This window comes from Prevotella micans F0438 (genome assembly GCF_000243035.1).
GTDB lineage: Bacteria > Bacteroidota > Bacteroidia > Bacteroidales > Bacteroidaceae > Prevotella > Prevotella micans.
The window spans coordinates 412392-427739 of the sequence record NZ_JH594521.1 but is presented as its reverse complement, the minus strand read 5'-3'; the positions used below and the strand labels follow the sequence as shown (position 1 = coordinate 427739).

The following is a 15348-nucleotide window of genomic DNA, read 5'->3' as shown; positions in this document are numbered from 1 at the left end:
TTTTTATGAAAAGGATATTAATAGCAATTGTCGCGATTTTCAGCAGTTTAAACATGCTGGCCGGCAGTGATGTAGAATTCGTAAAAGGCAATGCCTGTATCATTGCAGAGTCTAAAAACTGTTCTGTCGAGGTGACTTTCGAAAACCTCTACATTGAAGGCAAACCCTACATGCAGTATCTCAAAGAACGCGGCGAACAGAATGTAGCCGACTGGGATACCGACATCAGAGCAGCCGTAGAACAGTTTGTCAAAGAATTTAATAAGGACAATAAAAAGGGACTGAAAGTAAACACAGGACAAGCAAACCAGTCGGACTACAGAATGGTTATCAACTTGAAGAAGCTCGACCTCGGGAGTGCGGCCGCGTCGGTAATTATTGGTTTCGGAGCCGGCGGAGCACGTATGTATTGCGACATAACCGTGTACGATGGCAAGAATCCCATCCTTGTATTAAAGGGCGACGGCGTGAATGGCGGAAGCGGTTATACCGAATCGAAACGCTTGCGCGACGCCTTCGAAGAGATGGCCGAAGACACTGTAAAAACAATGAAAAAAGCCTGCAAAAGCCATTAATAAATGGTTTGGGCTTCGCGGAACTTCCGCAAACAGGAAACCAAATAGTTTTAGCTTCGCGGGAGTTCCGCAAATGAGAAACTAAATGGTTTGAGCTCCGCGGGAGTTCCGCAGATGAAAAACCAAATGGTTTGGGCCTTGCAACAATGTTGCAAACAAGAAACCAAACAGTTTGAGCCTTGCAACAACGTTGCAAACAAGAAACCAAATGGTTTGAGCCTTGCAACAATGTTGCAAACGAGAAACCGAATAGTTTGAGCCTTGCAACAACGTTGCAAACAAGAAACCAAACGGTTCGGCCCTTGCAACAACGTTGCAAACGAGAAACCGAATGGTTTGAGCCTTGCAATAACGTTGCAAACAGGAAACCGAATAGTTTGAGCCTTGCAACAACGTTGCAAACAAGAAACCAAATGGTTTGGCTCTTGCAACAATGTTGCAAACAAGAAACCAAATAGTTTGAGCCTTGCAACACCCCTGCAAGCATAAAACAGAACTTAAAATACAAAACACAACGATGAACTTATTCCCCTCCCTCACCGAACGCTACACCCGCGAGCAACTTTCGGCACGCGAGGCACAGCGGCTGGCCGAATTCATAGCGTGGGCGCCCGTGGTGTTTCAGGTTTCGCGACTGATGGTGAAGTTCGGCATACTCGACCTGCTGCGCGACAATGCCGACGGACTAACCGTCGACCAAATCGCCCAACACACAAAACTATCCGTCTATGCCGTGAAGATACTCACCGACGCATCGCTCAGCGCAGGCACCATTCTCGTAGATGCCGAAACCGACCGATTCACACTCTCGAAAACCGGATGGTTCCTGCTCACCGACCCCGCCACACGAGTAAACATCGACTTCAACCACGACGTAAACTATCGCGGACTCTTCCATCTCGAAGAATCGCTCGTAAACAAACGACCGGAAGGACTGAAAACACTCGGCACGTGGCCAACCATATACGAAGGACTCGCCCAACTGCCCGAACAAGTGCAGAAAAGCTGGTTCGGATTCGACCACTTCTATAGCGACCACTCATTCGACGAGGCTTTGCCCGTTGTCTTCGCCAGCAAACCCAAGCGTTTGATGGACGTGGGCGGAAACACCGGACGATTCGCACTGCGATGCGTGGAGTACGACCCGCAGGTGGAAGTGACGATTGTAGACCTGCCCGGACAAATCGACATGATGCGTCGCAACGTAGCCAACAAACCCGGAGCCGACCGCATATCGAGCTTCGCAACCAATCTGCTCGAACCGTCGAACAGCCTGCCCTCAGGCGAGTGGGACGCGATATGGATGAGCCAATTTCTCGACTGCTTCGCCGAGAAAGAAATCGAAAGCATTCTCCGGCGCGCCGCCCAAGTCATGTCGGCCCATACCCACCTCTACATCATGGAAACCTTTTGGGACAGGCAACGCTTCGAGCCCGCCACGCTCTGCCTCACGATGACGAGCGTTTATTTCACAACCATGGCCAACGGCAACTCGAAAATGTATCACAGCGACGACCTCATTCGCCTCATTAGTCGCGCCGGTCTGGAGGTGGAATCCATACACGACGGACTCGGACAGGGGCACACCATCTTAGATGTTACATTAAAACACATATAAAACTCATGACACGAACAGAAATTGAAGAAAAGGTGAGGCACTTCCTCATCGAAGATTTGGAAATCGACGAAGAAAAGCTCAAACCCGAGGGTAAACTCAAAGACGACCTCGGCATCGATAGTCTCGACTTCGTAGACATTGTGGTGATTGTTGAAAACAACTTCGGCTTTAAAATCAAACCCGAAGAAATGGCCGACGTCGTCACCCTTAAAGACTTCTGCGACTACATCGAACGCAAGGTAAACGCATAGGCTCCATGCAACGCGAATGGCAAGGCTCAACCGACGGAAACAAGTGGATGCAACAGCAACTCATCAACTGTTTCCGCTTTCTCAACCTCCGCATCTACTACGCAGGGGTGGCGGTAGTCGTGCCATTCTATATGCTTTTCGGTCGAGGATTCAAAACTTCCTATTCATTCTTCCGTCGCCGGATAGGGCGCGGCAGGTTGCGTTCCGTCTTTCTGGCATATGCCAACTTCTTCCGGTTCGGTCAGGTCATCATCGACCGCTTTGCCGCTTATGCGGGAAAGAAGTTTAGCATCGCCATCGATAACTACGAAGCCTTCGCCGAGCTGGCCTCTGCACCAGGCTCGTTTATGATGCTCAGCGCGCATGTTGGCAACTACGAGATGGGCGGTTACAACTTAGTTTCCGAGCAAAAAACCATCAACGCCATCATCTTTGCCGGCGAAACCGAAACGGTGATGGAGAATCGAACGATTCAGTTCGGACGAACAAACATCCGCATGATTCCCATCCGCCCGGACATGAGCCACCTCTTCGCCATCAACCGAGCACTGCGCGACGGCGAGATTGTAAGCCTGCCGGCCGACCGTTGCGATGGTTCGGAGCGTACCGTGGCGTGTACGTTCTTCGGACAGACGGCTCACTTTCCGATGGGACCTTTTGCAACCATCCAGCAACGCCGAACGCCCGCACTGGCCATCTTCGTAATGAAAGAATCGGTGAAGGGTTATCGCATTTTCGTTCGTCGGTTGGCATTGCCCGATGAGTCGCTACCGAAGAAAGAGTTCATTCACCAGCTGTCCCAGCAATACGCCGCGCTGGTCGAGGAAACCGTCAGGAAATACCCCACGCAATGGTTCAACTTCTTCGACTTTTGGGCAGAAACAAACAACGAAACAGATGGAAAGAAATAGCATCCCGCCCTTCGAAAACATCGACGTACTCACGCTCTTGCCCCAGCAACCGCCATTCGTGATGGTCGACCGACTGCTTGCTTGCGACGACACCCGAACCGTGTGCAGCTTCACCCCGCAACGAGATAACCTCTTCTGCGAGCAAGGCGTACTGAAAGCCGCCGGCGTGATTGAGAACATCGCCCAATCGTGCGCCGCCCGTTTAGGCTTTGTCAACAAGTACATTCTTCGTCAGGCCGTTCAGGTGGGCTACATCGGAGCCGTGCGCAACCTCACGATATATCGCGAGCCACGAGTCGGCGAAACACTCCGAACCACCGTCGTCATCGAAGAAAGCGTGATGGGAATGACCCTCGCATCGGCCCGAGTTGAAGCGGCCGACGAACTGATAGCCGAGACGCAGATAAAAATTGCGCTGGCCGAACAAACCGTCCCAACCCCACAAACACCAAACGAATGACAACCCTGCAAGCCTCGAAACAGATAGACGTACGATTCAGCGAAGTCGATTCGATGAACGTTGTGTGGCACGGCTCCTATGCCCTCTACTTCGAAGATGCCCGCGAGGCGTTCGGCGCCAAATACGGACTGGAATACATGACCATTGCCGCCGCCGGCTGCTTCGCCCCGCTCGTCGACCTCTCCTTCCGCTATCTGCGCCCCATCGTATACGGCATGCCCTGCCGCGTCGACATCTTCTATCGCCCCACCGAAGCCGCCAAGATAGTGTTCGACTACGAGATTCGCGACACCCAAACCAACGCACTCATCGCCACCGGCCACAGCGTGCAAGCCTTCATGGACAGAGAATACCGCCTCCTATGGTACCGTCCCGACTTCTACACCGCATGGCAAAAGCGATGGAAAGTATTTCAGTTGGAAGAAGCTAATGAGTAATCTAAAAACACATAATGAGCTATCCGAAGAAAGCTAATGAGCAGTCTCGGGAAAGCTTAAGAGCTTTTCGGAAAAAGCTTAAGAGCTTTTCAGGGAAAGCTTAAGAGCTTTTTGAGAGAAGCTAATAAGCAATCCGAAAAAAGCTAATAAGCTTCCGGTAAAAACCGATAACAATGGAATGTATAGCCGATAACATTTGTTCGCCACTGGGCTGGACAACCAACGAAAACTTCGCCCGCGTGATGCACGGCGAAAGCAAGCTCACACGCCATGACGGCAAATGGAACCTCCCACGACCGTTCGTGGCCTCGCTCTTTCCCGACGGCGCCATCGCCGAACGCTTCTCCGCCATCAGCACCGACGCCGGAAGATACACTCGGTTCGAGCAGCTGGCCATCCTCTCCATCAGCTACGCACTCGCCCAAACACACATCGATGCAGCCGACAAACGAGTGCTCTTTGTACTCTCAACCACAAAAGGAAACGTGGAACTGCTCGACGACGAGAACCAACCCAACATACCGCGCGAGCGCATCCGGCTCGGTAAGTCGGCCGCCGTCATCGCCCGGTTCTTCGGCAATCCCAACCAGCCCGTCGTGGTGTCAAACGCCTGCATCTCCGGCGTATGCGCCCAAGCCACAGCCCATCGCCTGATGCAATCAGGCCGCTACACCCACGCCGTAGTCTGCGGATGCGATGTCCAATCGAAGTTCATCGTATCAGGTTTCCAATCATTCAAAGCCCTCTCGAGCGAGCCATGCCGACCATTCGACGCCCACCGCACAGGCCTGAATCTGGGCGAGGCAGCCGCCACCATGATACTCCGTGCCGACGAATCGACCGCCGACGGATGGACATCCGGCCACATCGCCATACGCAACGACGCAAACCACATCTCCGGTCCGTCGCGAACAGGCGAGGGCAGCTTCCGAGCCCTACGACGCGTGCTACCAGACGACACAGCCCGTCTGGCCTTTGTGAATCTCCACGGCACCGCCACACCCTACAACGACGAAATGGAATCGTTTGCCATCGCCCGAGCCGGACTGCTCCATACACCCGTCAACGCACTCAAAGGCTACTACGGACATACGATGGGAGCGGCCGGTGTGCTCGAAACAATCCTCTCGATGCGAGCCGTCGAGGCCGGCACCATCATTCCCACACGCGGATTCGGCACCCTCGGAGTGAGCAACAAGCTAAACATCATCAGCCGCCCCACGAGCACCCACGAACGCGAATTCATAAAACTCCTCTCGGGATTCGGAGGCTGCAATGCCGCCGTTCGCTGGGTAAAAGACTCCGACGAGGCATCATCCACCCCCATCATCCCAAAGGCCGACATCATCAGCCGAGTACACCTCTGCTCTGAAAGCGTAGAACTCAACGGCCGCCCCGTAATCACCTCCGCCAAAGGCAGCGCACTACTCGCAGAACTTTACAAACAGGTGGCTGTCAACTATCCCAAGTTTTACAAAATGGATGCTCTTAGCCGCCTCGGCTTCATCGCCTCCGAACTGCTCCTGTCAGATATCGACCGCGCGACGCTCGACGATTGCGCCGTGATGCTCGTCGGACGCACCGGCTGCCTGCTAACCGACCAGAAATATCAAGCCACCATTCAGCACACGGAGCAATTCTATCCCAGTCCGGCCACATTCGTCTACACTCTTTCAAACATCATCACTGGCGAAATAGCCATACGCAACAAGATGCACGGCGAAACCTCATTCTTCATCCTCGAAAACAAAGAACCAGCGCTCGTGGATGAGCTCATCCGTTCGGCCTTCGCCGATAGCGAAACTCACATGGTGTTGGGCGGATGGATAGAATATGAATCGGCCGACCGCTTCGAGGCTACCCTCGGCCTGTACAAACGTCACATTTAATCAAAACAAACAATATGAATACATTAAAAGAAACACTTAAGGCACAAATCATCGAAGCACTGTCGCTCGAAGAGATGGCGCCGGCCGACATCGACAACTCGGCTCCGCTTTTCGGCGAAGGACTTGGGCTCGACTCCATCGACGCACTCGAATTGATTGTGCTCATGGAAAAGGAATACGGCATTCGTCTCAACAATCCCACCGAAGGCAAAGCCATCTTCGCCTCGATCGACTCCATGGCCGACTACATCGAAAAGAACCGAAAAAAATGATAGTCATCACCGGCATCGGCATCGTTTCCTCCATCGGCACCGGTTGTCATGAGGTTCGCCAAGCTCTGCTCGAAGAACGCGAGGGCATCGCCCCTGTGCGCCATCTCCGCACCATTCACAAAGACTATCCCGCAGGCGAAGTCGACATGAGCAACGAGCAGATGAAAGCCATGCTGGGAATCGAAAATAAAGAGACATCACGCACCGTTCTGCTCGGTATACTCGCTCTCGGCGAGGCCATAAACCATGCCGGTCTCACCAAACACGACATCCAAACAGCCGCTTTGATTTCGGGTACGACGGTGGCCGACATGGACATCGTCGAACTGCAACACAAGGTGGGCGATACTGAGACGGGCGACTGCGGAGAAACCACCCAGCGTATGGCCGATTATTTCGGTTCGTGGGGCGCTACCACCACATGCTCAACCGCCTGCTCGTCGGCCGCCAACAGTATTCTTGTAGGTGCGAACCTCATCAGCAGCGGCCGATTCGAGCGGGTGGTTGCGGGCGGAAGCGAATGCCTATCGCGATTCCATTTCAACGGATTCCGCACGCTCATGATTCTCGACAAAGAACCGTGCCGCCCGTTCGATGCTTCGCGCGCCGGACTCAACTTAGGCGAAGGCGCCGCTTTCCTCGTGATGGAAACCCTGGAGAGCGCTCGCCAGCGCGGTGTAAAGCCCTTGGCAGTACTCTCGGGCTGGGGCAATGCCTGCGACGCGTTCCATCAAACGGCCTCGTCGGCCAATGGTGATGGCGCCTGTTTGTCGATGACGAAAGCTCTGTCGGTAGCCGGATTGAAGCCCGATGCCATAGACTACGTGAACGCCCATGGCACCGGTACGCCCAATAACGATGCAAGTGAAAGTGAGGCACTACGTCGTGTATTCGGCAAGTGCATGCCACCTGTGTCGTCTACCAAGGCAATGACCGGTCACACTACGAGTGCATCGGGCAGTATCGAGGCCGTAATATGCCTGCTCGCAATTGAAGGACGGTTCATTCCGCCAACGCTGCATTGGTCGGTACCGATGGAAGATGGTTTGGAGCCGGTGAGCAAGCTTCAAACCAACCGCCGGCTCAAACACGTGCTATGTAATTCATTCGGTTTCGGAGGCAACGACACGTCGCTCGTTTTCTCCGAGTTCGACAATTCCGGTAGACAAGGCGAACCATCGGCTGCCAGACAGGTTTATCTCAAAACGGCAGTAAGATACGCCGACATACAGGCCGACGAAATGCCAAAGATTCCACCCATGATCGCCCGACGGCTCAGTGCGATTCTCAAGCGCGCCCTACTCACCTCGCTCGTTTTACTTCAGCGTACAGGGGTGAGCTCGCCCGACGCTATCATAACTGCCACAGCCAAGGGATGCGTGGCCGACACGCTCTCCTTCCTTGACGATATCTCGCTCAACGGCGAACAGCTGCTCAAACCCACCCACTTCATGCAATCTACACACAACACCATAGGCAGTTTGATAGCCATTCATACACACTCGCACGGCTACAATAACACCTTTTCGCATGGTGCCGAGTCGCTTGCAAGCGCCCTCGTCGATGCCCGTATGCAAATCGAAATAGGGCATGCCAAGAACGCCCTAGTTGGCTTGCACGACGAACAAAACGAAATCTGCACGGTGATGTTTCTCAGCGACGAAGGCACGGTCAGCGAGTTGCTCAACGACAAGAAAATAAAAACATTATGTGGGGATTACTGCCATTAGCCCTGTTGCAATCGGCCCTGCTCACCCTAGGGCAAGTAACACTGAAAATTTCCCTCCAACAGATGGGCACATTCAGTTGGACGTGGCGTTTCTTTGCCGGTGCGTTCACCAATCTGTGGTTTGCCGTGTGCGGGATATGCTTCGGTGCTTCGTCGCTGTTGTGGATGTACATCGTTCGCCACTATCCTCTGAATATGGCCTATCCGATGATAAGTTTGAGCTATGTCATGGGCATGTTAGCTGCCGTGCTCATCTTCCACGAACATGTTCCGATAGTTCGCTGGATAGGACTGGCGTTGATTATGACCGGAGTTGTGTTAATCGTTCAGAAGGGATAAAGGGATGATTATGATTGCATACTCGGTTAACAGGGCCATCAACCCTCTTCGGGACTCAACTGCACGAGACAATTGGATGCCCAACTTCCTTCGGCATTCTAAATACATTATATATTATATTCACACACCTCACGAACACATAAAACATTTGGAAATATGAAAAAACTACTCTCCCTGCTCATCGTAATCCTCCTGACTGCGGAGGCAACGGCCCAAACATCCGTGAAAGAAGAGCAAGCACGACAAATGATGGAACAAATAGGCCATGCAGCACAGGCCATGAAAACAATGCAATGCACGTTCAAGCAAACCAAAACACTACGAATGATGAAAAGCAAAATGGTGTCAAAAGGGCGAATGTGCTACACGCAACCATCACAACTGAGGTGGGAATACACCAGTCCATACCAATATATATTTATCGTCAACGGTAGCAAGGTCTACATGAAAAGCGGCAGACAAACCAACGTGGTAGACGCTAACAAAAACAAAGTTTTCAGGCAGATAACACAAATCATGATGAGCAGCGTAACCGGAAAGAGCCTAACCGACCGCCAGAACTTTAAAACCGAAATGCTCGTGAGCGGCACCAACTGGATTGCCAAACTCATTCCCCTGAAAAAAGAACTGAAACAAATCTTCACGCAGCTCGTCATAACCTTCGACACGAAACGAATGATAGCCACACGCGTGGAAATGTTCGAACGCGGAGGTGACACAACAACCATCGAACTGCTAAACCCGACAAAGAACGTCACAGTTAGCCAGAATGAATATAAGATTAATTAAGTCGAGCCTGTTCGCCGTATGTCTACTCGCCATTTCACTTGGTGCATCGGCACAATCGGACACGCTCCGACTGTCAGTGCAGCTCACGTTCAGAAAAGCCGTGGTCACCGGTCTGTGCCTCATGGTAACGAGCGACAAACATGAAACCGTTGGTTCGGTGATAAACGAGTTCGGATTGAAAGCATTCGACTTCGTCTACAACAAACAGCGAAACAAACTGAAGCTCGAGAACGTTACGCCCGCACTCGACAAATGGTACATCCGACGTGTACTTCGGCACGACATGCGGTACATTGTACCCATCCTCATAGAAGCGGGCGAATGCGAATACAACAACACGAAACGTGGCATAGAATATGTGTTCAAACCCTTGAAACAATATGACAATGAAACTAGAGAGTAATTTCTACAGCATCCTGGCCTACGACGAACGCCCTGAAGGAGCCGTTGTTCGACTAAAACTCAACGGCGAGCATGAAATCTATCGTGCCCACTTCCCCGGGCAACCCGTAACGCCGGGAGTATGCATGGTTCAGATGCTCACCGAACTTGTGGAGAAACGACTCGAACGGAAGCTATTGCTGCGAGGAGCTAAGAACATTAAATTTCTATCGCTACTCACACCCGAAAACGAACCCATGTTCTCGTTCGGCTATAAAACCAATCTAGGCGAAAACGGAGTACGGCAATATACCGTCAAGGCCGACATATCGGACGAGAATCAAACCTATGCCAAACTCTCCCTGATATATGAATGAAAAGGTGTGCGTTGTTATCCCCACCTACAACAACTCACGAACGTTGATGGAGGTGATTCGAGGCGTGAGCAAGTTCATACCCCACATCATTGTGGTGGACGATGGCTCAACCGATTCAACGCCCCGTCTGTTAACTGAATGCGAACTACCAATCACTGTGCTCACCATGGAACGCAACCGCGGTAAGGGTCGCGCACTTTGCAGCGGATTCAGGGAAGCCAGGAAACAGGGATTCAGCTATGCCATCACCATCGACAGCGATGGACAACATCTTCCAACCGACCTACCGGCCTTCCTCGCAGCCATCAATCGTTACCCCGGCTACATCATTGTTGGCAACCGCTTCGACCCTTCGTTGTTCACCCAAGACGCAGAGTGCAACATGGACTCCGAAAGTAGGTTTGCAAACAAATTCAGCAACTTCTGGTTCGCCATTCAAACCGGCAAACGCCTACCCGACACTCAAACCGGCTTCCGCGCCTATCCACTGCACCACCTTCGCGGATTGCGATTCGTTACCTCGCGCTATGAAGCCGAACTCCAACTCATGGTCTATGCTGCATGGCACGGAGTAGGTCTGCATAGCATTCCCATCCATGTTTACTATCCGCCCCGAGACGAACGCGTGAGCCACTTCCGCCCTGGCCGCGACTTTGCTCGTATATCCGTACTCAACGCCGTGCTTTGCGTATTAGCCGCAGTGTATGCTTGGCCGAAACGTCTACTAAGTTTCACACTCATACTTAGCGTTTTGTTGCTGTTGTTTGTTGTGATGATGTTCGTGCAAGTAGGACTGTTCGTTTACTTCAGCTCACACAAGGTTTCCGAGGATGAGCGACTGACTTATCACGGTATAATCCAACGAATGTCGTACTGGCTCATGCAGCTCGTTCCCGGCGTTAATACCCGGATAGACAACCCCGACGGTGAAGACTTCATCCGCCCCGCGGTGGTCATCAGCAACCACCAGAGTCACCTCGACCTGCTGTGCATAATGATGCTCACACCGCGTCTGGTAATAGTAACTAAAAGGTGGGTGTGGATGAATCCACTCTACGCACTCGCCATCCGCTATGCCGAGTTCCTCACCATTACCAACGACATCACGAAGAACGAAGCCCAGATAGAATCGCTCATCGGCCGAGGCTATTCCATCATGATATTCCCCGAAGGCACCCGCTCGGCCAGTCTCGACGTGTTACGTTTCCACCAAGGCGCGTTCAGTTTAGCACGGAAGTTCAAGCTCGACATCGTACCCGTAGTTCTGCATGGCACGGGAGTTGTGCTCAACAAGCGCGCCCGAACTGTGACACCGGGCAACATAACCATCGAAATAAAACCCCGCATCTCGGTTGATGACGGTCGATGTGGTAACACGCCCATGGAAATGGCTAAGTTCTTCCGTCGGAAATATCGGGAGTGGACTCAAACGAACCATGACTCTTTATGAAGCATTGTATAATTATTGGCAGCGGACTGGGTGGACTCTCCTGCGGAGTAATTCTCGCTAAGAACGGCTATCGTGTTACTGTACTCGAACAAGGTGCGCAGATTGGTGGTTGCCTACAATGTTTTCATCGCGATGGAGCTAAGTTCGAAACTGGGATGCATTTCATCGGAAGTGCCGACAAAGGACAAACGCTCCATAGACTAATGCATTATCTTGAACTCGACGCTCTGCCCCTTAGCAGGCTCGACCTCCATGGATATGATGTTATTTCTCTGGCCGGTGAACAGTTTCGTTTTGCCAACGGTCGCGAGCCTTTTATCGAAGAGCTGGCACGCAGCTTCCCGGCCGAGAAAGATAATCTTGCCCGATATTTCGACCTCGTTGAAAGCATCGCCTCGGCCTCATCGCTTCACTCACTAAAACAAACCGACGGCAACGACACCCTGAACACTGAATACCAAATACGCAGTATCGACGACGTTATCAGTTCGCTCACCGCTGATACCACGCTGCGAAACGTGCTCGTTGGCAACCTGCCACTCTATGCCGCCGAACGTGGGCGAACACCTTTCGCAACCCACGCCTTTATAACCGACTTCTATAACCAAAGTTCATTCCGCATCCCAGGCGGAAGCGATGCAATAGCCTTCTCACTGGCGAAAACCCTACGCAAATACGGTGGTGATGTGAAGACGCACAAGAAAGTGAGCCGCATCATCTGCAATAATTGTCGGACAACGGGAGTCGTCACAGCCGATGAGGAATTTATTACGTCCGATATCATCATATCCTCCGTTCATCCCGCCCGACTCATGGAACTGCTGGGAGATACGCCCCTCATCCGCCCAGCCTACAAAGCACGCTTGCTAAATTTGCCGAACACAACCGGCGGATTCGCTGTTTATATGAAGTTTCGTCCCGAAAAAATGCAATATATCAATCATAACTTCTACGGCTATCGCACCTCTTCGCCATGGGATTGCGAACGATACACCGACGCCGACTGGCCACGTGGATTTCTATACATGCACATGTGTCCACGTCTTGTTACAGAAAAGCCACCGATTTACGCCGAGTGTGGCGAACTGTTGAGCTACATGCGCTTTGGAGATGTAGCTCAATGGGCCGGCACTTGTATCGGTCAGCGTGGCGAAGCCTATGAGACTTTTAAACGTGAGAAAGCAGAACACCTAATTGCAGAGGCCGACAAACAGTGCCCGGGACTGAAGGACGCAATCGAAAACTATTGGACTTCCACGCCTCTAACCTATCTCGATTACACCGGAACCGAAGGCGGCTCGATGTATGGCGTGGGCAAAGACATCAATAAAGCAGCCGCATGTCACGTGCAGCACAAAACGAAGATTCCGAATCTACTGCTCACCGGGCAGAATATCAATTCACACGGTATGCTCGGAGTACTCGTCGGCACCATCGTTACGTGCAGCGAACTACTCTCGGCCGAAACCATCTACAGGCAAATCAACGAATGAATCAAGACGTAATCATCATAGGCGGCGGACTTGGCGGACTCTTCACCGGAGCTTTGCTGGCACACGAAGGACTTGTCGTCAAAGTGCTCGAAAAGAATGCAACGATTGGCGGTGGACTGCAAACTTTTCGTCGCGGCAACGTAGAGTTCGAAACTGGCATGCACATCCTCGGAGGATTCCGCGAGGGAGGAACGCTACGGAGGATATGTTCCCATCTGGGAATCATGGAGAACTTAGCCATACGTCACCTCGATGCCGATTGCATGGATGAAATAACCTGTGCCAGTGACGGCAAAACATATCGCATAGCTTCAGGACGTAACGCCTTCGTCCAGAGTTTGGCTGAACACTTTCCGCATCAGCAGAGTAAGCTTCATGAATATGTTGACGCACTCTACAATATAGCCAACGAGGTGGATGCATTCTATCTTAGGCCTTCTAGCACCGGTCTGCCGCAACACAGCGAGCATTTCCTTTGGTCGGCCGACGAACTTATTTCCCACTACATCTCCGACCCCAGGTTGCGCAATCTGCTGGCCTACATGAACCCTATGTACGGCGGTGTAAAAGGTAAGACGCCAGCCTATATCCACGCTCTCATCAACGTGCTCTACATCGACGGGCCATCACGATTCGAGGGTGGAAGTTTGCAGCTGGCCGAGGCTCTCAAGGACGTAATCATTCGAGCCGGCGGCGAAGTAGTTGGTAATGCTCCTGTGGAGAGTATCGAGGTTGCCGAGCACAAAGTGCAGAGAGTCGTAACCATTGATGGTACGGTCCATACAGCCCAGAAATACATTGCCGCCATACACCCCTCCGAACTCTTTAGAATCATTACTCCCGGCGCATTCCCCAAGGCCTATCAGAACCGCCTTAAAAACATTCCGAATACCTACTCGGCATTCACACTCTTCATCGAATTCCGCGACGAAACGTTCCCCTACATAAACCACACGTGCTACTACGAACGCGATTACGACAATATCTGGAATCTCGCTCAGTATGACGAGGCCAGCTGGCCGGCCGGATTCATGTATATGACTCCCGCTACAGCCAAGCAAGGTTCCTTCGCTTCACACATGATTATAAACTGCATAATGCCTTATCAAGCCGTAGAGCAATGGGCCGATACAAGAACAGGGCGGCGCGGAGTAGAATATGAGACATGGAAAGCAGCCCGATGTGAGGACATTATTTGCCTTATGGAAAAATGTTACCCCAACTTCCGCCCAGCGCTGAAACGAGTACACGCCGCCAGTCCGCTAACCGTACGCGACTATTTCCATACCCCGAATGGCTCGCTCTACGGCTACGCCAAAGATTGCCACAACATCATTCTCACCCAAGTACCCGTGGTAACCAAGATTCCTAATCTCCTCCTAACAGGACAAAACGTAGGCTTACACGGTATTTGCGGAGTTCCGCTTTCGGCCATCACCACCGCCGAAGCCATCGTAGGTGCAAACAAAATTGTCAATCAGATGCAACCATGAAGAAAGTTCTATGCTTGCTTTTTATAGCGACTTTGACCCTTTCAGCCCAAGCACAAATCAGGATATGGGACGGGACTGCCGAACGCGCTCCACGTGTTCTACTCACGCCTTATCTGCCTTCTGAAGGACGGAAAAATATGGCCGTAATTGTGTGCCCGGGCGGAAGCTATCACTGGCTCGACCGGAAAATCGAAGGACACGATGTGGCCCGATGGCTCCAATCTAACGGCATCGCAGCCTTTGTGCTGGAATATCGTACGGTAGGCGTATGGCCTTTCATAACCCACTCGCGGCTACTCTTCCGAGGCGTTCGGCAACCCGACATGTTTCGCGACATCCAGCGTGCATTACAAATTGTGCGCGAGCAGGCCGAACGATTTAACATCTCACCTTCAAAGGTTGGCGTGATGGGCTTTTCGGCTGGTGGACATTTGGCCGTTGCCGCTGCCGAGTTCCATGCAACAAACTTCCTCGCTCCGCTGGGCATACAGCCCCGAGTGTCGCTGCGGCCCGACTTTGTGGCAGCAATTTATCCAGTCGTGACACTCACCGACAAGCGATATGTTCATAAGCGTTCGCGGAAAGGTTTACTGGGGGAATGGGGGAAGAACAACAAGGCGATGCGCGATTCCTTGTCGCTCGAACTCCACGTACCGGCCGATTGTCCGCCAATGTTCATCTCCAACTGCCTTGACGACCGTGTTGTTCATCCCATGAACTCCGAGCTACTTGAACAAGCCCTCAGTGCCCGAGGCATAAACCACCTGTACATTCGTTTCACCACGGGCGGCCACGGTTTCGGCGTTATGGAAAACGCTCGCACAGAGGAATGCCGACTGTGGAAATACAATTTCCTAAGCTGGGTAGAACAGTTCAACGATTAA

The 15348-nt window shown here is 52.2% G+C and carries 17 protein-coding genes; all 17 read left to right on the top strand.

Features of this window, described 5'->3' with window-relative positions; translation table 11 throughout:
- The first annotated feature begins 5 nt into the window (after positions 1-5).
- The 17 genes from HMPREF9140_RS01710 to HMPREF9140_RS01625 all read left to right on the top strand — a co-directional run bounded on the left by HMPREF9140_RS01710 (position 6) and on the right by HMPREF9140_RS01625 (position 15348).
- On the top strand, positions 6-575 hold the full coding sequence (locus HMPREF9140_RS01710) for a DUF4410 domain-containing protein (RefSeq protein ID WP_006951299.1): 570 nt from the start codon (positions 6-8) through the stop codon (positions 573-575).
- A 517-nt stretch (positions 576-1092) separates the two neighbouring features.
- Entirely contained in the window at positions 1093-2193 is a 1101-nt protein-coding gene (locus tag HMPREF9140_RS01700; RefSeq protein ID WP_006951298.1) for a methyltransferase, read from the top strand.
- A 5-nt stretch (positions 2194-2198) separates the two neighbouring features.
- Entirely contained in the window at positions 2199-2444 is a 246-nt protein-coding gene (locus HMPREF9140_RS01695) for an acyl carrier protein (RefSeq protein WP_006948109.1), read from the top strand.
- A gap of 5 nt (positions 2445-2449) precedes the next feature.
- The gene (locus tag HMPREF9140_RS01690) at positions 2450-3355 is read left to right on the top strand and encodes an LpxL/LpxP family acyltransferase (protein ID WP_006951297.1); all 906 of its coding nucleotides are present in this window, start codon (positions 2450-2452) and stop codon (positions 3353-3355) included.
- Entirely contained in the window at positions 3342-3815 is a 474-nt protein-coding gene (locus HMPREF9140_RS01685) for a hypothetical protein (RefSeq protein ID WP_006951296.1), read from the top strand. Before HMPREF9140_RS01690 ends, HMPREF9140_RS01685 begins: the two co-directional genes overlap by 14 nt.
- Complete coding sequence (locus HMPREF9140_RS01680; RefSeq protein WP_006948105.1) at positions 3812-4252, top strand: acyl-CoA thioesterase; 441 nt, start codon at positions 3812-3814, stop codon at positions 4250-4252. Before HMPREF9140_RS01685 ends, HMPREF9140_RS01680 begins: the two co-directional genes overlap by 4 nt.
- 173 nt (positions 4253-4425) lie before the next feature.
- Positions 4426-6141, top strand: coding sequence for a beta-ketoacyl synthase N-terminal-like domain-containing protein (locus HMPREF9140_RS01675; protein ID WP_006951295.1), 1716 nt, complete (start codon positions 4426-4428; stop codon positions 6139-6141).
- Positions 6142-6155: 14 nt separating this feature from the next.
- Positions 6156-6413, top strand: a complete 258-nt coding sequence (locus HMPREF9140_RS01670) for a phosphopantetheine-binding protein (RefSeq protein WP_006948103.1) — start codon at positions 6156-6158, stop codon at positions 6411-6413.
- Complete coding sequence (locus tag HMPREF9140_RS01665) at positions 6410-8143, top strand: beta-ketoacyl synthase N-terminal-like domain-containing protein (RefSeq protein ID WP_006951294.1); 1734 nt, start codon at positions 6410-6412, stop codon at positions 8141-8143. Before HMPREF9140_RS01670 ends, HMPREF9140_RS01665 begins: the two co-directional genes overlap by 4 nt.
- The gene (locus tag HMPREF9140_RS01660; RefSeq protein ID WP_006951293.1) at positions 8122-8481 is read left to right on the top strand and encodes a DMT family transporter; all 360 of its coding nucleotides are present in this window, start codon (positions 8122-8124) and stop codon (positions 8479-8481) included. The genes HMPREF9140_RS01665 and HMPREF9140_RS01660 overlap by 22 nt, the downstream gene beginning before the upstream one ends.
- 156 nt (positions 8482-8637) lie before the next feature.
- Positions 8638-9270, top strand: coding sequence for an outer membrane lipoprotein carrier protein LolA (locus tag HMPREF9140_RS01655; protein ID WP_006951292.1), 633 nt, complete (start codon positions 8638-8640; stop codon positions 9268-9270).
- Positions 9251-9673: a hypothetical protein gene (locus HMPREF9140_RS01650; protein WP_006951291.1), complete on the top strand. Its 423-nt coding sequence runs from the start codon at positions 9251-9253 to the stop codon at positions 9671-9673. Before HMPREF9140_RS01655 ends, HMPREF9140_RS01650 begins: the two co-directional genes overlap by 20 nt.
- Positions 9651-10028 (top strand): 3-hydroxyacyl-ACP dehydratase, encoded by a 378-nt coding sequence (locus tag HMPREF9140_RS01645; RefSeq protein WP_244858976.1) that lies wholly within the window; start codon positions 9651-9653, stop codon positions 10026-10028. Before HMPREF9140_RS01650 ends, HMPREF9140_RS01645 begins: the two co-directional genes overlap by 23 nt.
- Entirely contained in the window at positions 10021-11478 is a 1458-nt protein-coding gene (locus HMPREF9140_RS01640) for a glycosyltransferase (RefSeq protein ID WP_006951289.1), read from the top strand. The genes HMPREF9140_RS01645 and HMPREF9140_RS01640 overlap by 8 nt, the downstream gene beginning before the upstream one ends.
- On the top strand, positions 11475-12971 hold the full coding sequence (locus HMPREF9140_RS01635; RefSeq protein ID WP_006951288.1) for a phytoene desaturase family protein: 1497 nt from the start codon (positions 11475-11477) through the stop codon (positions 12969-12971). The genes HMPREF9140_RS01640 and HMPREF9140_RS01635 overlap by 4 nt, the downstream gene beginning before the upstream one ends.
- On the top strand, positions 12968-14464 hold the full coding sequence (locus tag HMPREF9140_RS01630) for a phytoene desaturase family protein (protein WP_006951287.1): 1497 nt from the start codon (positions 12968-12970) through the stop codon (positions 14462-14464). Before HMPREF9140_RS01635 ends, HMPREF9140_RS01630 begins: the two co-directional genes overlap by 4 nt.
- A complete protein-coding gene (locus tag HMPREF9140_RS01625; protein WP_006951286.1) occupies positions 14461-15348 on the top strand; it encodes an alpha/beta hydrolase in 888 nt (295 codons plus the stop codon). The genes HMPREF9140_RS01630 and HMPREF9140_RS01625 overlap by 4 nt, the downstream gene beginning before the upstream one ends.